Raw genomic sequence first — 15,704 nt, 5'->3', positions numbered from 1 at the left:
TCTCGGTGCGACCGGAAGCGCCAAAATCTATCATTATTATGCAGCGACAACTTGAAGCTGCTGCCGTAATTGTTCCCCGGATAGCGTCTCTTCGCGGATGAGGATGTCAAGCATCTTGCGGAAGGTATCCATGTGAACGCCAAGCAAGCTTCTCGTTCTCTCCGTCAGCTCTTCGAGAATGGCGGCATTCTCCTCCGCCCATTGCTCGGTCGTAATCGCTTGGGGATGAACGATGCCCAGGCTCGACATGCCCGATTCGATCAACGTACGAGCAATGTTCGTCGCTTGCTCGAAGTCGTTGCGCGAGCCCGTGCTTCGCCCGCCGTAATTCAATTCCTCCGCAACCGCGCCGCCAAGCGCGATCATGATCTGCTCCTCGAGGAATTTCTTCGTATAGAGGTAGCTCTCCTGCTGCGGATGATGGCGAACGTAACCGAGCGCCTGGCCGCGCGGCGTTAGCGACACTTGCGCGACGCTGCCGGGGCGAACCGTCTCGGCGACAATGGCATGGCCAAGCTCGTGGAGCGCCACCCGCTCCCGCTCTTCCTTGGTCGTCTCGCGATCCATTCTCTCGCCCATCATGACCTTGTCGATCGCTTTGCCCAGATGGGAAGCGTTCAGCTCCTCCTCGCCATCGCGCATCGCATAGATCGCCGCTTCGTTCATGACGCTCTCCAGTTGAGCTCCCGAGAAGCCGAACGTCTCGTCCGCTACTTTGGCGAGCGATACTCCTTCCGCCAAAGGCTTATTGCGCGCATGAAGCTTCAGAATGTGCTCGCGGCCCGTCTTGTCGGGCAGATCGACCTGAATATGCCGGTCGAATCGTCCGGGACGCACGAGCGCGGGATCCAGCAATTCCTTGCGGTTCGTTGCCGCGATGAGCAGAACGCGGGGAGATTCATTCCCCTGTATGCCGTCCATCTCGGTAAGGAGCTGATTCAGCGTCTGGTCATACTCCCGATGCTGGCCGCCGTCGCGTTTCCCGCCGATGCCGTCGATCTCATCGATAAACACGATGGCGCTGTCCAGCTTCTGCTTAAGCGCTTGCTTGCGGGCTTCCTGGAACAAATCGCGAATCCGCCCGGCGCCGACGCCGACGTACATCTCGACGAATTCGCTGCCCGAAGCGGCTACGAACGCCGAATGGGTATGCTGTGCAGCCGCTTTAGCCAGCAGCGTCTTGCCCGTTCCCGGCGGGCCGGTCAACAGAATGCCCTTAAGCGGCCGAATGCCGAGCTTCGAGATTTGATCCTGCTTCACGAGAAAATCCAAAGCCTCCGTCAGCTCCCGCTTCGCTTGCTCCTGCCCGCCGATATCCTCGAAGGACAGCGTCTGCGGGGCGCGGGCCGGCGCTTTCTTGGCGGCAGCACCCATCGCCAGCCCGCCTCGGGAACGAACGAGAAACAGAATGCCGGCAACCATCGCGATACCGAGCAACAGCGGTACCGCCGGCAATCCGGCGAAAATAAGAAAAACGAGAAGAATAGGGATAAAGCCGACCGCGATCTCTTTGCCGTATTTACGCATTCGGCCACACCCCTATCTGCTGGGCCTCGCGCGGAAGAATGACGTACTTCGCCGCGTCGCCGAGCTTCAGGCTGACATATACGTTCGTATCATCCATCTCGCTCTGGGCCGTCAAGCCCGGGTTTTGCTCCATCAACGAATTCATCGCTTCCCGGATTCCGGAATACTGACGATGATCCATTGCTTCGGCTACATCGAACAGAGCCGATCTCCACGCTTTCTCCAACTGCTCGTTCTCCGGCTCATTGACGACAAGCTCCAGCGTCTTGCCTCCGATAGCCTGTTTGCCGTCGACTTGCACTTTATGATAAATATCCGCAAGATCGGCATCCGAATTCAGCTCGACCTTCAGAACGACTTTATTCACCGAATTGCTTGTTTCCGCGGAGACGACGCCCGGCAGCGCGGACGCAACCTTCTCCAGCGGCTTCTCGACTCCGTAATGTCCGTATGCGTACCATCCGCCGAACAGCAGCGCCGCGGACAATACGGCTGTAATCGTAACCGGCAGGATTCTCAATTTCATACCGCAATGCCCTCCTAAATGGTTCTCTTGTTGGTCGTATATTCGTGTATCTACATCCATTGGCGATCGAATCGTACATCCAAAAGTATATCACGGTTTGATAGACTTAGCGTCCGCTAATGGTTGGCAGGACTGCCATTCCTCCGAGCAAACAAAATAACGCTAAAGCCATTGGCTCTAGCGTTACTGTTAATTGCATATCGTATTATTTGCCCGGGAGATCGTAGGTCTTCAGAAGCTCGCCCGATTTGAACTGATAGAAATCGATAGCCTGCCGCTTCGTTGAAGGATCGTTCACGTATCGAATCTCCCAAGCCGGCTGATTCTGGAACCATCCCGGAAGAACCCGAACGATTCGGTTATTGGGGTGGTCTTTCCGGAACAGGGACACGATCTGGTCTTCGTCATAGCCGCTGGACAGCTTCTCTTTGACGATTCCTTCTTCTCCCTGCCGCTCCCATACCATCCACTCTTCGCCTTGCGCATCGGTTCCGGCGACGACCCAGACGGTTTCTTCCCAGACATGCTTGTAGGTGCCGTCGATCTCTTTCAGCCCCGCATCCGTCTTCGCCAGCCGTATCGCCTTGCGCTCGTCGGAAGTATATTGCGAATCGGCGGATTGAACGTATAGGTAGAAAGCGACGCAGATAAACAGCAAGAAACCGACGATCAGCAGAACCCACCGCCATGGGGGAATAGCCTTCGACGAACGGCGATTCTCGAGACGGCTGAGGCTCATCCGCGAAGCCTATCGAAGCAGCGCTGCGCTTCGTAACGAATCTTCTCGATGTCCAGCGTCAGCAGTTCCCGGTTCCGAAGCAGCTGCTTGCCGTCTACCCACACGTGGGCGACATCGGCGCCGGAAGCCGCATAAACAAGATGAGAAATGTAATCCGTCGCCGGAACGAAGTGCGGCTTCCGGATCGAGACGCCGATCAGGTCGGCCTTCATGCCCGGTTTAAGTACGCCGGTCACTCCTTCCAGACCCAGCGCCTTGGCGCCGTATACGGTCCCCATCTTGAGCGCTTCCGCCGCGGGAACGGCCGTAGGGTCTCCGGATACGCCCTTATGCAGCAGCGCCGCGAGGCGGATCTCTTCGAACAGGTCCAGGTTGTTGTTGCTGGCCGCGCTGTCCGTGCCGAGGGAGACGGTTACTCCCGCGCGAAGCAGATCCGGAACGCGGGCGACTCCGCTGGCGAGCTTCAGGTTGCTGACCGGATTGTGGGAGACGGCCACTCCGCGCACCGCAAGCAGGGCAATCTCCTCGTCGGTCAGATGCACCGCGTGAGCGACGAGAGACGGTCTCGAGAACAAGCCCAGCTTGTCGAGATGCTCGACGGGACGCGCTCCGTAATCCTTCACGTTAGCGGCCACTTCCGCCGCCGTCTCGGACATGTGGGTATGCAGCGGCAGGTTCAATTCATGAGCGGCTGCAACGATTCGTTCAATATAATCCGGCGGACAGGTATAGGGAGCATGCGGCGACATCATGACTTTAATGCGGCCGTTCGCTCCTCCATGCCAACGCTTGGCGAAGCCGACCGCTTCGTTCAGCTTTGCCGTTTGAACGTCCGGAGGGCACAAGCCGATGACGCCGCGGGCCAGCGTCGCGCGCATGCCCGATTGCTCGACGACTTCGGCAACCCGATCCATATGGTCGTACATGTCCAGGAAAGTGGTCGTTCCGCTGAGAATCATCTCCGCCGCGGCCAGCGACGTTCCCCAGTAGACGTCGTCTCCGGTAAACTTCGCTTCCATCGGCCACATGTGATTTTCCAGCCAGTCTTGCAGCACAAGATCGTCCGCAAGCCCTCTCAGCAGAGACATCGCCGCATGGCCATGCGTATTGACGAGCCCAGGCAAGAAGATATGCCCGTCTCCATCAACGACCTCATTCGCTGCGGCCTTCACTTCAGCCGGTGCCTCTCCCTCGCCCATCGAAGCGATCGCTGCGTCTTCCACGGACAACCAGCCCTTCAAAATCGGCTGTTCCGGATTCATGGTTATGAATAATCCGTTCTCGATTAACCAACGCGTCATTTATGCACTCTTCCCTTTCCTCGGAGCCCTATTCGGCTTGGTTTTCGCCTTCGTGCTCGCTCTCCATGTAATAAGCCAAACTCAGCAAGTCCGCCGTAAAATCCGTATGGTGGATTCGAACCCCTTCCGGAGTGCGAAGGACGGTCGGCGCGAAATTCAGGATCCCGCGGATGCCGACGGCTACGAACAGGTCGGCGACTCTCTGCGCTTCGCTTGCCGGAACGGTAATGATCCCGATGCTGATGTCCTTCTCCTTCACTGTCTCGCCGAGCTCTTCGATCGGCTGGATCGTCAGGCTGTTCATCGCTTTGCCGATCTTGGCCGGATCGGAATCGAAGATCGCGACGATCTTGACGTTCTCTTTCATATTATAATTGCACAGGGCCCGTCCCAGGTTCCCCGTTCCGACAAGCGCGACATTCCGCGGCTGATCCAGCTGCAGGATCTGGCGGATCTTCTCGATCAGATAAGAAACGTTGTAACCGACGCCCTTGCGGCCGAAGTCGCCGAAGTAAGCCAGATCCTTGCGAATCTGCGCCGGATTCAGGTCCAGCTTCTTGCCCAGCTCCTGAGAAGAGACGGTCTGGACATCCGTTTGGTTCAATTCGATGAGGTAGCGAAGATAAACGGGCAATCTCCGCACCACGGCTTCGGATATTTTCTCCGCCTTCATTGCGCTTCTTCCTCCTGCGGCTGCGATTGGTCTGCCGGTACGGCCTTGTCCGCCATATCCAGCCATTCCTTCACTCTACGCGGCAAAATGGCATTAGGCAAGTGCTCCATCTTCGGTCCGGGGAGCGAGTATAGAAAATACTTGCCATAATTCGTATCGATAACGCGAGTGTCGTAAATAAGGACGATGCCTTTATCCGTAGCGGTACGCACCAATCGTCCGAAGCCCTGCTTAAAGCGGATAACCGCTTGCGGCAGCGACAGCTTCATGAACGGATTCTTCTTCTCCGCGGTCAGCCGTTCCGACTTCGCTTCGTTGACCGGATGATTCGGCGGTTGAAAAGGAAGCCTTACGATCGCCAGGCAAGTGAGCGCGTCTCCGGGCAGGTCGACTCCTTCCCAGAAGCTGCTCGTGCCGAGCAGAACCGAATTCGGCTGCTCCTGGAATTGCCGGGTGAGCCGGCTCCGGCTGCTGCCGTCGATCCCTTGGCCGAGCACCTCGATTCGGCTTGCCGACAGCAGCTCCTTAAGGGGAGCATACACGGTCTTAAGCATCCGATGCGAGGTGAACAGGACGAGCATGCGGCCGCCGGTCACGACCGCCACGTCGGCTAGCGATTGCGTCAGCGCCTGCAGGAATTTCGGGTCGCCGTCCCGGCCCCGGATCGTCGGGAAGTCGCGGGGGATCAGAACGAGAGCTTGTTCCCTGTATTTGAACGGAGAAGGAACTTGAGCCGTCTTGAGCCGGCCCTTCTTCTCGGCTTCGTCCAGCCCAAGCTGCTCCTTGACGTATTGGAACGTCTTGTCGACGGTCAGCGTGGCCGACGTCAGCACGACGCTCGCTTTGCGGTCGAACATTCCTTCCTTCAGCAAGCCGCTGACATCCGCCGGAACTCCGTACATCACGACGGAACGGCTGCGGTACTGCGTATGGCCTTCCAACCAATAGACGAAGTCCTTGTTGCCGAGAGTCACGAACGCTTGAAGATCCGCCCTTGTCTGAGAAAGCTCCTTCACGCTGCCGCTCATGTCCGTCATCAGGCTCTGGATCGTCAGCTCGTCCGTTCGCTCCCGGACGTCGACCATCAGCTTCTCCATCGGACGAATGATATCGCTTAGAAGCTGCACGACGTTGTTGCCGTCCACCTGCAGCGCCTCCCAGCCTTCCGGCAGCTGGTCCGGCTTGAACCGGTAAGTCAGATTGCCCGTTTCGTCCGAAGCGGATAGCGACGCTAACAGCGCGTAAAGTCGATCCATCCATAGCTCCCAGGCTTCCCGGACGGCATGAAGCTTAGTAGATGCTTCCTCCAGCTTCTCTATCCAGGCGGAGGCGAACTCGTCGCCCGAGCTGGACAGCAGGCTCATCAAGTGCGGAATCTGGCCGTTGCGAGCATCCTTCCATAGCCGCAGCAGAGGCGTAAGCAGCGATTGGTAATTCGTCCTCTGGCCCAGATGATGGCTCGCCACCTCTTCCAAGTGATGCGCCTCGTCGACGATCAGCCGATCGTAGGACGGGAGCAGTCGATTCTCGGCGCGCATATCCGTGAATACCATCGCATGATTGGTGATGACCAGATCGGCGCGATTCGCTTCCTGTCTGGCGCGATGGTAGAAGCACTTGCGGAACCACGGACATTGCCGGTTCAAGCAGGAGTCCGCGTCGCTAGCCACGGCGTTCCACTCGTCCTTGGAGCGGCCGCTCAAGTTAAGCTCCTCCGCTTCCCCGCGCTCGGTCTCGCTAAGCCAGACGGTCATCTGGCCGCGCGTGACGAGATCATCGTTGGATAGCGCATGCTCGGGGATCGACATCTGCTGTTCGAACTTACGCAGGCATAAGTAATTGGAGCGTCCCTTGAAGACGGATGCCTTGAAGGGAACCGGCAGCACCTCTTGCAGCAGAGGCAAGTCCCGCTGACGGAGCTGTTCCTGCAATTGTATCGTATGGGTGCTGACGACGATTTTTTTGTTTTCCTTTAATCCATAATAGAGAGACGGAAGAAGGTAGCCCAGAGACTTGCCCGTTCCCGTTCCTGCCTCGACGAGCAGATGGGCGTCTTGATCAAGCGCGCCGAATACTTCGTCGAACATCAAGTCTTGGCCTTCGCGAGATTCGTAGCCGGGAAAAAGCTCCTTCAGCCGAATCCGGACGGCGGACAGGAAATCCGGGAATTCCGTCTTCTCCAGCACTTGCGCCGTTTCCTGTTCTTGCTGAGCCGCCGCTTCCCGCGCTTCCTCGTCTTCGGTCCAATCGCTGACATTAAGCGCGAATTGCCGGTAGTATTGAAGATCGCCCTCCGGCATAAGCGGGTTCGCCTCTCTCCAAGCCAGAACCTCGGCGAGCAGCCATCCGAGATCGTTCCGATCCGAATCGAATAGCGCCGACAGCCGCTGGAGGGTCAGGAGCGGCAGCGTACGCAGCCGTTCCAACCCCCGGAGAAACAGCTCCGCGGTGGATACGGCATCGCTGTCCGCTTGATGGGGGCGGTCATGGCCGATGCCGAGGCTTTGAGTAAGCGATCCTAGCCGATACGAAGGCATGGACGGGAACATCAGCCGAGACAGCTCGACCGTGTCGAGCACCCGGCCGGCGAAAGGCAAATAGCCGCTCCTATCCAGGGCGGCTTGCAAGAACGAGACGTCGAATCCCGCATTATGGGCCACGATGACGGCGTCCTGCAGCAAAGGAACGAGCGCGGCCAGCATCTCGGCTTCTTCCGGCGCTTCTTTTACGGTCTCGTCGTCGATTCCGGTGAGCTTCGTGATCCACTCTGGAATCGGCTTTGACGGTTTGACGTAAGATACGAAAGGTTCTCCGATCATTCCGGATTCATCTATAAGAGCCAAGCCTACTTGGATAATTTCATCTTGTTCGGGAGAGGTTCCCGTCGTCTCAAAATCAAGAACGGCGTATATCATGCCTGCCTTCCTTTCCTGGCGGATCATCCGCGCAGAGGATCGGCGCAGCCGCTCTCACGGATGGCCTCAGGCCTTCACGAGCGTCTGCATCTCCAGGCTCCCGAATTGCAACTGCAATTGGCCAGAGCGATTCCTGCACGATTCCAGATTGCGGCGCGGATCCTCGAAGCTCGGATCGGCCTCAACCGCCTTCTGGAAGTAAGTCTGGGCTTGGTTCAGATTCGCATAGACGGCTTGCACGCAGCCAAGCGCGTTGAACGCGATCGCTTGAAGCTTGGGCTCTTCCGTCACGGCGGCTATCCATTGGAAATGCCGCTGGGCATCGGTGAACTCGCCCAAGTGCATGCGGCACATCGCAAGAAACAGCCGGGCAACGTGGAACTCGGGCTCCAGCTGCAGCGTATGCTCGAAGTGATAAGCGCCTTCGCGGAACATCTGCAATTGGAAATAGCCTTGGCCTCTGGTATAGGGGGCCCAGATCGGACTGTCGGCCATGACCGGCTTGGTTCCCGGCGCTTGCTTCATATTGCGGTATACGGACATCTTGTCCTCGAACTGAAGCCATGATTCAATAATATCATCACTTAGCGCCTTTAACACGTTCCATTGCTGTTCAAGCTCATTTTTTTCTTCGGTCGAGGCTTCCGGATAACGTCGAATCAGATCGTCCAGAGTTTCGTTCAGTGCGGCGAACCATTGCTGGATCATTCGTTATCTCCCCCAATCGCTTCGGCTACTGCTCATTCTGCGTTCCGAGCGGGGGTTTCATACGCGTTACATGACGGTCGAATGAGGCTCCTCCGCCAGCAATCTGGCCAATTTGTTGCCTTCGTCCATTATCGCGACCTTAGGGTGGTGGCGGCGGGCTTCTTCATCCGTCATGAGGCCATAGGCAATGATGATGACAATATCTCCGGGCTGTACTTGCCTTGCGGCGGCGCCGTTCAAGCAGATGACCCCGGAGCCTCTCGGTCCCGGGATGGCATACGTCTCGAAACGCGCGCCGTTGTTATTGTTGACGATCTGGACCTTCTCGTCCGGAAGAATGTCTACGGCTTCCATCAGATCCTGGTCGATCGTTACGCTTCCTACATAATTAAGGTTGGCTTCCGTCACGGTTGCGCGATGGATCTTGGACTTCATCATCTGGCGAAACATGGATTCGTTCCCCTCTCAAGCTTGTGGCAGCAGAATGTTATCGATAAGTCTGGTCTTGCCGAAACGAACCGCGAGCGCAACGAGCAATCGGCTGGAAGCGGAAAGCACGCCGTTCTCTTCTTGCGGAATCGTCAGCGAAGGGTATTCCAGCACTTCGGCGTATTCAATGTCGGCGAGAGGCTCCTTGGAAATCAATTGGCGAAGGCGTTCCGACAATTCCTTGGCGGAGATGCCCGTCTTCACCCATTCCGGCACTTGCTTCAAGGAGCGGGATAGCACGAGAGCTTGTTCCTTCTCTTCCGGGGACAGGTAGACGTTCCGGGAGCTAAGTGCCAAGCCGCTCGGTTCTCTCACGATAGGACAAGGAACCACTTCAACCGGAGTGTTCAGGTCCTCGGTCATCTGCGTGATCACGGCAAGCTGCTGGGCGTCCTTGAGACCGAAATACGCGCGATCCGGACGGACCAGGTTGAACAGCTTCGTCACGACGATAGCGACCCCGTCGAAATGACCGGGACGGGATGCTCCGCAGAGCGGTTCGGTTACTCCGGACAGCGAGATAGACGTCAGCGGACGCTTCGGGTACATCTCGGCGACGCTAGGCATAAAGATCAGGTCGACGCCGGCTTCCGCCGCGACCGCGCGGTCCCTCTCTTCATCTCTGGGATAGCGGTCAAGGTCCTCCGTCGGCCCGAATTGAAGCGGATTGACGAAGACGCTGAGAACGGTAAAGCCGTTCTCGCTGGCCGAGCGGCGCAGCAAGCTCGCATGCCCTTCGTGCAAATAGCCCATGGTCGGAACGAGGCCGACCTTCCCGTTCGGGGTATTCCGGCGATATTCGTCAAGGCGGGCGTGCAGCTCGGCGATCGTTCTAACGATGGTCGGTGCAGATAATGTAGCTCTCACTTGGATCCACCTCCATACAGCTTCTCGGCAATGATTCGGTTTGTATCTTCATCCAGAGGGAATGAATGCTTCTCCTCCGGGAATTGTTGATTCTTCACGTCTTGAACGTATTCGCCAATGGCGGTCCGTATCGTGTCTCCTACGTTGGCGTAAGTTTTAACGAACCGCTTGTCGCGTATATTCGAACCATATCGGATCAAGTCATGGTAGACGATGACCTGGCCGTCGCATCCGCGTCCCGCTCCGATTCCGATCGTCGGAATGGTCAAGGACCGGGTAACCGCTTCGGCGATCGGTTCCGTCACGAGCTCCAGCACGACCGCGCATGCCCCCGCTTCTTCCAATGCTTTCGCGTCTGCCAGAAGCCGTTCGATTTCTTTCTCCACTTTACCCTGGATTTTGTACCCGCCGATCTGCAGCACGGATTGCGGAGTCAGCCCCAGGTGGCCGACGACCGGAATGCCCGCCGACGTCAACCGGCCGATCTCCTCAGCCAGCTCGGCTCCTCCCTCCAGCTTTACGGCGTGCGCTCCGCCTTCCTGAAGAATTCGCGCGGCGTTGCGTAGAGTGTCCTGCGGGGTCAAACGATAGGTCGCGAACGGCATATCCGTGACGATCATCGTATTCGGAGCTCCGCGAACGACGGATTTCGTATGATAGATCATATCGTCCAAAGTAACCGGAACGGTCGTCTCGTAGCCCAATACGACGTTGCCCAGCGAGTCGCCGACGAGAATGATGTCGACTCCCGCTTCTTCGGACAGCTGGGCCGCCGGGTAGTCGTAGGCGGTCATCATGGCGATCTTCGTTCCTTGCTGCTTCATCGTCTTCAGACGAGGCGGAGTAAGTGGATGCTTGGTCATGTGTGATATCCTCCTTAAAAAACAGAAAAAACCTTGATATTCGCCCAAGAGCAAACAAAGGTTTCCATTCAGCAGGAGCGCTTCACGTCCTTCTGTCTCGGTCCCTTCGGCTCAGAGCAGAATCTGCCGCGAATCATCACGGTATTCACTTAAGTATGCGTGTTGTTGCTGCAGGCCTTACCGCCTGTCTTGCATGTATCGTATCCGCAAGTGCGATTCGTTAACCGATACCGCCTTGCGTCACTGATTATAGCAGATAATCCGATGTCCGTCCATGAGTCAACAGGGGAGCAAAAACGAAGAAAAGGACTGCGATGGGCATTCGTTCCCATGTCGCAGCCTTTTTTCAAGGCAGACGGTCAGCTCTGCTGCTTCTGTTCCTTCTGCTCCCACGGATTGATCTCCGCCGAATAGACGGTTTGCATCCGGCCGTCTTCCGTCTCCAGAAGCAGAGCTCCCGTCTCGCTGATTCCTCTCGGGATCCCTTCGATCTGGCCGGAGGCCGTGGTTAGAACCGTCGGCTTATGAAGATTGACGGATCTCGCCTCCCACAGCAGGCGGATCGGCTCGAAGCCCTGGCTGTTGTACACGTCGTAAAGCTCCTCGAACTCTTGAAGAATCTCGGCGATGAGCTCGACGCGATCCAACACCCGGCCGCTTGCCATACGCAGGGAGATCGCTTTGGCCGCGACCTCTTCGGGATAATCGGAAGCTTCCAGATTAACCGAGACGCCCATTCCGACGACGACATAGCGGATTCGCTCGTCTTCCGTCGCGGATTCCAGCAGAATCCCGGTAATCTTGCGTCCGTCGATCAACAGGTCGTTCGGCCACTTGATGCCGATGTCGAGCCCCGTGACTCGGCCGATCGCGCGATTCAGAGCCACGGCCGCCAGCAGCGTCAGCTGAGGGGTTTGAAGCAGCGGAACGTTCGGCCGGAGAAGCAGGCTCATCCAGATCCCCTTGCCCGGCGGCGATACCCAGTGCCTCCCCATGCGTCCTCTGCCTTGGTTCTGCTGCTCGGCGATGACCAGCGTCCCTTCGGGCGCCCCCTGCTCGGCGAGCAATCGCATCTCGTCCTGCGTGGAGGCGACGACCTCGTGCACGCGGACGTTGCGGCCGAAGGATCGCGTCCGCAGCTTCAGGTTCAGCTCGACCGGAGAGATTCGGGAAGGCCGCTCGACGATGCGGTAGCCCAGCCGCGTAACCGCTTCGATCTTGTATCCTTGCGTCTCGAGCTTGCGGATCTGCTTCCAGATCGCCGTACGGCTGACGTTCAGCTTCTGGCTCAGCTCTTCCCCGGATACGAACTCTCCCGGCTTCTCTTCCAAGAGAGATAATAACGTAAACGACTCTGCCATTAGACTCCTCCTTCCAGGCATCCGTCTATTCGATATAGCCTCGTTTCTATTCTCGTCCACCCTGCAGCGAACGAAACGCTTCGTTCTTGAGAGCAAGAGGATCGTTGCTCAGCTTCTCCAAAGCTACGAGCAGCAGAAGCCGCTTCAGCTCCTCGGCGACCCATGGGCCGGCTTCCCGATTCGATAGCCGAACCAGCTCGTCCCCTCGGATCGCGAGCTCATTCAAACGAGAGATCGGCATGGCGCGCAGCCATTCCGCCGCTTGTTCGATTCTTGACGGCCCTTCTTGCTCCTTCTGATCACCCCACAAGGCAGAATCAATAGAAGGAAAAGCCCGCACGACAGACAGATAGCTCTCCGCGGCCGGAACGCCGAAACGAAGCACGGCCTCCGTCCAGACCTCGCGATCCGGCGTCTCGTCATTGCGCCCGCTTGCCTGGCTTCGCAAATAACCGCTCACCGCGACGACGGTGCTCACCGCATCGCCTTTTCTCGCGCTGAACTTCAGCTTGCGCATCCAATCGGAGGCTTGCCGCTCATCGGCTCCGGCCAGCAAGAGCAAAGCGGCCCATCGGTCATTGGCGTCCGGTAGCTTCCGCCAGCCTAGCTCTCCCGTTTCCGGCTCGGATCGGGCCGGGAGTTCCGGGAGCGGCGGCAGCAAGCTCTCTTTCGCATGAACCAACAGGCCGCTTGTACGCAGCAGACGAATCGCCTTATCCGGATGGCTGCCCGCCAGCATCTTGTCCAGCTCGACGCCTACTCGTTCCATCGCGATTCTGCTCAGCTGCCTTCGCTGGCCTAGGATCGCTTCCCAAGCCTCCGCGTCGATCTCGAAATCGAACTCCGCCGCGAAACGAACCCCTCTAAGCATGCGAAGAGCATCCTCCGAGAAGCGTTCCGACGCCGCTCCAACGCAGCGAACAAAGCGACGGGCAAGATCCGCTCGGCCGCCGAAAGGGTCGATCATTCTTCCGTCCGTGCCGCAGGCGATTGCATTAATAGTGAAGTCTCGGCGAGCGAGATCCTCGTTCACGTCCCTGACGAACACGACTTCGTCCGGATGCCTCGCGTCGCTGTAAGTCGCCTCATGCCGGAACGTCGTCACCTCGAAGCCGACGTCTCCCAGAAGCACGGTTACCGTCCCATGCTGCAGGCCGGTCGGAATTACTTTGGGGAACAGAACCATAACCTGCTCCGGCAATGCGGACGTCGCGATATCGATATCGTTGATTCGCCGGCCCAGCAGCCGATCGCGAACGCATCCGCCAACCAGATAGGCCGCGTGCCCCGCCGCCTCCAGAATGGAGGCGAGACGAATCCCTTCGTTCCAACTCTCCTCTTGCTCCGGCATCGCAATCGCTCCTTCGCTCAAGCGAGATTAAGCCTCGCACACCGGAATCGGAATATCCGCTTCCAGACCGAGCACCCGGTAATAGATACGCTCGTATTCGGCGGTAATGCGGTCGTTGCAGAATTCCGTTCTCGCGCGGTGGAGGCAAGCCTCTCGGAAGTCCGCATATTGCTTCTCATTCGTCAGCAGCTGGAGGGCGTAATCCGCCATCAGGTCCGTACGGCCGATCGGAGCCAGGTAACCCGTCTTGCCATGTACGACAAGCTCGGGGATTCCCCCCGCCTCCGAGCCGATCGTCGGCACGCCGCAAGCCATCGCTTCCAGCGCGACAAGCCCGAAGCTCTCCTTCTCCGACGGGAGAATCATCAGATCCGCCAGCGAAACGACTTGCGCTACATCGTCCTGCTTCCCGAGAAAATGAACCCGGTGGGACAGTCCCATCGCTTCTATCTTCGACTGAATCTTAGGGAGATCGGGTCCTTCCCCGACTAACAGCAAACGGGCCGGAATCTTGGAAGCCACCCTCGCGAATATATCGACGACGTCCGCGGTTCGCTTCACGGGGCGGAAGTTCGAGATGTGCATCAGAATTTTCTCGCCGGCATCGGCGAATTCTGGCCTCAGCTCGGAGATGTCCCGAGGGTAATAAATCCGCTTGTCCACAAAGTTGTATGTCAGATCGATCGGCTCTTCGATATCGAGCAGCTCCCGCGTCTCGCGGATCAAGTCCTGGCTGACGGCCGTGACCGCGTCGCTGCTGCGAATTCCGAGCCGTATGATATCCTTCAGCGTCTCGTCTTGGGCGAGCACCGTAATGTCCGTCCCATGAAGCGTCGTGACGACCTTCAAGCGATCGCCCGACATCTGCTTGGCGAGCAGAGCGCAGATCGCGTGAGGCACGGCGTAATGGACATGCAGCAGGTCCAACTGCTGGAGCTCTGCGACCTGATGCATCTTGCTGGCCAGCGAAAGGTCGTACGGAGGATACCGGAACACGTAATAATCCGACACTTCCACTTCATGGTAGTAAATGTTGCGGTGGAATTTCCCGAGCCGGAACGGGATGCTATGCGTGATAAAATGAATCTCATGGCCCTTCTCCGCCAGCAGCTTGCCAAGCTCCGTAGCGACTACTCCGGAGCCGCCGAGCGACGGATAACAAGTAATGCCGATCTTGAGCGGTCGGTTCATTCACATTCCTCCTTCCTCCAATTTTATTCCCCGGAAACTCGCTTTATTTCTCTTCGGTTCGACAAGCCGGTTAGAACCGGTCGACGACGTAAGGACCTTTGGCGATAAAGCCTTCCGCGTAGGAGAATTTCTTAGGCTGCCCGAATAGGCGATCTCGGGCTTCAACGTTCTCCAAGTAGTCTTGCGTAAGCGGCGTAGCCACCCAGTCCTGCTCGCTGCCGGCGGGCTCGAATTGGGAACGGTATGCTCGCAAGGCGTCCATCTTCTTCGCCTGCACGTCGCTGATATCGACTACGAACCCGGGAGCATGAACGTCATTAATGAAATAATATAAGAACATATCGGGAGACCAAGCGGGCATCTCCGGCAGGTACCGACGCAGTTTAGCGTTAAATAACGCCTCCTCCGTCAGACGGCTGCAAGCGATATGATCCGGATGGCGGTCGATAAAGTAAGGAGCGAAGACGACCCTCGGGCGGAACTCTCGGATGGCGAAGACAAGCTTGTCCACCTGCTCACCCGTCACGGCAAGTCCGCGGTCCGGCAAGCCCAGGTTGCGCCTGACCGTAAGGCCAAGCACCTCGGATGCGGCCGCGGCTTCGCACTGCCTCGTCTCGACGTCGCCGTTCGAGGACATCTCTGCGTAAGTCAGATCGATAAGGCCTACCTTCTGTCCCGAGCGAATCGACTTGATGATCGTTCCGCCCATGCCGATCTCGGCATCGTCCGGGTGGGCGGCGAAGATAAGAAGATCCAAGCCGTACTCGCTCATTCTTCGATTCCCGGCTTGTATTTATGAACCAGCTCGCGCCAAGCGAAATCGCCGCGCTCGAGGCTCTTCACCAGCAGCTCCGCCGTCGCGATATTGGTAGCGACAGGAATCCCTTGCACGTCGCACAGACGCAGCAGCGCATTGATGTCCGGCTCGTGAGGCTGCGCCATCAGCGGGTCGCGAAGGAAGACGATCAGGTCCATCTCGTTGGTAGCGACCAGGGCGCCGATCTGTTGGTCCCCCCCCAGCGGCCCCGACATGAAGCGATGAATGTTCAGTTCCGTATTCTCCATAATTCGCGTGCCGGTCGTGCCGGTCGCATAAAGCTGATGAGGCTTAAACACATGCTCGTAGGCGATCGCGAAGTTTACCATCTCATCCTTCTTGCGGTCGTGAGCGATCAACGCTATTTTCAACATGA

The 15,704-nt window shown here is 57.8% G+C and carries 15 protein-coding genes; all 15 read right to left on the bottom strand.

Features of this window, described 5'->3' with window-relative positions; genetic code table 11:
• Positions 1 to 36: 36 nt before the first annotated feature.
• The 15 genes from ELR57_RS06725 to ELR57_RS06655 all read right to left on the bottom strand — a co-directional run bounded on the left by ELR57_RS06725 (position 37) and on the right by ELR57_RS06655 (position 15,702).
• On the bottom strand, positions 37 to 1,527 hold the full coding sequence (locus ELR57_RS06725) for an AAA family ATPase (protein WP_126958249.1): 1,491 nt from the start codon (positions 1,525 to 1,527) through the stop codon (positions 37 to 39).
• Positions 1,520 to 2,053, bottom strand: coding sequence for a hypothetical protein (locus ELR57_RS06720; protein WP_126958248.1), 534 nt, complete (start codon positions 2,051 to 2,053; stop codon positions 1,520 to 1,522). Before ELR57_RS06720 ends, ELR57_RS06725 begins: the two co-directional genes overlap by 8 nt.
• Before the next feature lie 205 nt (positions 2,054 to 2,258).
• On the bottom strand, positions 2,259 to 2,792 hold the full coding sequence (locus ELR57_RS06715; protein WP_126958247.1) for a cell wall elongation regulator TseB-like domain-containing protein: 534 nt from the start codon (positions 2,790 to 2,792) through the stop codon (positions 2,259 to 2,261).
• A complete protein-coding gene (locus ELR57_RS06710) occupies positions 2,789 to 4,093 on the bottom strand; it encodes an amidohydrolase (RefSeq protein ID WP_126958246.1) in 1,305 nt (434 codons plus the stop codon). The genes ELR57_RS06715 and ELR57_RS06710 overlap by 4 nt, the downstream gene beginning before the upstream one ends.
• A gap of 28 nt (positions 4,094 to 4,121) precedes the next feature.
• On the bottom strand, positions 4,122 to 4,766 hold the full coding sequence (locus ELR57_RS06705; protein WP_126958245.1) for a redox-sensing transcriptional repressor Rex: 645 nt from the start codon (positions 4,764 to 4,766) through the stop codon (positions 4,122 to 4,124).
• Positions 4,763 to 7,681: an ATP-dependent DNA helicase DinG gene (gene dinG / locus ELR57_RS06700; protein WP_126958244.1), complete on the bottom strand. Its 2,919-nt coding sequence runs from the start codon at positions 7,679 to 7,681 to the stop codon at positions 4,763 to 4,765. The genes ELR57_RS06705 and dinG overlap by 4 nt, the downstream gene beginning before the upstream one ends.
• Positions 7,682 to 7,747: 66 nt before the next feature.
• A complete protein-coding gene (locus ELR57_RS06695; protein ID WP_126958243.1) occupies positions 7,748 to 8,389 on the bottom strand; it encodes a hypothetical protein in 642 nt (213 codons plus the stop codon).
• A gap of 66 nt (positions 8,390 to 8,455) precedes the next feature.
• Complete coding sequence (gene panD, locus ELR57_RS06690; protein ID WP_126958242.1) at positions 8,456 to 8,839, bottom strand: aspartate 1-decarboxylase; 384 nt, start codon at positions 8,837 to 8,839, stop codon at positions 8,456 to 8,458.
• Between the two features lie 15 nt (positions 8,840 to 8,854).
• The gene (gene panC, locus ELR57_RS06685) at positions 8,855 to 9,745 is read right to left on the bottom strand and encodes a pantoate--beta-alanine ligase (RefSeq protein WP_126958241.1); all 891 of its coding nucleotides are present in this window, start codon (positions 9,743 to 9,745) and stop codon (positions 8,855 to 8,857) included.
• Positions 9,742 to 10,608, bottom strand: coding sequence for a 3-methyl-2-oxobutanoate hydroxymethyltransferase (gene panB / locus ELR57_RS06680; RefSeq protein WP_126958240.1), 867 nt, complete (start codon positions 10,606 to 10,608; stop codon positions 9,742 to 9,744). Before panB ends, panC begins: the two co-directional genes overlap by 4 nt.
• A gap of 359 nt (positions 10,609 to 10,967) precedes the next feature.
• Entirely contained in the window at positions 10,968 to 11,969 is a 1,002-nt protein-coding gene (locus ELR57_RS06675) for a biotin--[acetyl-CoA-carboxylase] ligase (RefSeq protein ID WP_126958239.1), read from the bottom strand.
• A gap of 46 nt (positions 11,970 to 12,015) precedes the next feature.
• Positions 12,016 to 13,320, bottom strand: a complete 1,305-nt coding sequence (locus ELR57_RS06670; RefSeq protein WP_126958238.1) for a CCA tRNA nucleotidyltransferase — start codon at positions 13,318 to 13,320, stop codon at positions 12,016 to 12,018.
• A gap of 27 nt (positions 13,321 to 13,347) precedes the next feature.
• On the bottom strand, positions 13,348 to 14,511 hold the full coding sequence (gene bshA / locus ELR57_RS06665) for an N-acetyl-alpha-D-glucosaminyl L-malate synthase BshA (protein ID WP_126958237.1): 1,164 nt from the start codon (positions 14,509 to 14,511) through the stop codon (positions 13,348 to 13,350).
• 70 nt (positions 14,512 to 14,581) lie between these two features.
• Positions 14,582 to 15,283 carry a bacillithiol biosynthesis deacetylase BshB1 gene (gene bshB1, locus ELR57_RS06660; RefSeq protein ID WP_126958236.1) on the bottom strand — a complete coding sequence of 234 codons (702 nt, stop codon included), beginning with the start codon at positions 15,281 to 15,283 and terminating at the stop codon, positions 14,582 to 14,584.
• Positions 15,280 to 15,702 carry a methylglyoxal synthase gene (locus tag ELR57_RS06655; RefSeq protein ID WP_126958235.1) on the bottom strand — a complete coding sequence of 141 codons (423 nt, stop codon included), beginning with the start codon at positions 15,700 to 15,702 and terminating at the stop codon, positions 15,280 to 15,282. The genes bshB1 and ELR57_RS06655 overlap by 4 nt, the downstream gene beginning before the upstream one ends.
• Positions 15,703 to 15,704: the final 2 nt, after the last annotated feature.

The organism is Cohnella sp. AR92 (genome assembly GCF_003990975.1).
GTDB lineage: Bacteria > Bacillota > Bacilli > Paenibacillales > Paenibacillaceae > Cohnella.
This window is presented reverse-complemented; position numbering and strand designations above follow the sequence as displayed.

Coding starts and splice junctions, on each gene's coding strand:
- ELR57_RS06725 (WP_126958249.1), bottom strand. CDS start 1,527: ATGCGTAAATACGGCAAAGAGATCGCGGTCGGCTTTATCCCTATTCTT.
- ELR57_RS06720 (WP_126958248.1), bottom strand. CDS start 2,053: ATGAAATTGAGAATCCTGCCGGTTACGATTACAGCCGTATTGTCCGCG.
- ELR57_RS06715 (WP_126958247.1), bottom strand. CDS start 2,792: ATGAGCCTCAGCCGTCTCGAGAATCGCCGTTCGTCGAAGGCTATTCCC.
- ELR57_RS06710 (WP_126958246.1), bottom strand. CDS start 4,093: ATGACGCGTTGGTTAATCGAGAACGGATTATTCATAACCATGAATCCG.
- ELR57_RS06705 (WP_126958245.1), bottom strand. CDS start 4,766: ATGAAGGCGGAGAAAATATCCGAAGCCGTGGTGCGGAGATTGCCCGTT.
- dinG (WP_126958244.1), bottom strand. CDS start 7,681: ATGATATACGCCGTTCTTGATTTTGAGACGACGGGAACCTCTCCCGAA.
- ELR57_RS06695 (WP_126958243.1), bottom strand. CDS start 8,389: ATGATCCAGCAATGGTTCGCCGCACTGAACGAAACTCTGGACGATCTG.
- panD (WP_126958242.1), bottom strand. CDS start 8,839: ATGTTTCGCCAGATGATGAAGTCCAAGATCCATCGCGCAACCGTGACG.
- panB (WP_126958240.1), bottom strand. CDS start 10,608: ATGACCAAGCATCCACTTACTCCGCCTCGTCTGAAGACGATGAAGCAG.
- ELR57_RS06675 (WP_126958239.1), bottom strand. CDS start 11,969: ATGGCAGAGTCGTTTACGTTATTATCTCTCTTGGAAGAGAAGCCGGGA.
- ELR57_RS06670 (WP_126958238.1), bottom strand. CDS start 13,320: ATGCCGGAGCAAGAGGAGAGTTGGAACGAAGGGATTCGTCTCGCCTCC.
- bshA (WP_126958237.1), bottom strand. CDS start 14,511: ATGAACCGACCGCTCAAGATCGGCATTACTTGTTATCCGTCGCTCGGC.
- bshB1 (WP_126958236.1), bottom strand. CDS start 15,283: ATGAGCGAGTACGGCTTGGATCTTCTTATCTTCGCCGCCCACCCGGAC.
- ELR57_RS06655 (WP_126958235.1), bottom strand. CDS start 15,702: ATGTTGAAAATAGCGTTGATCGCTCACGACCGCAAGAAGGATGAGATG.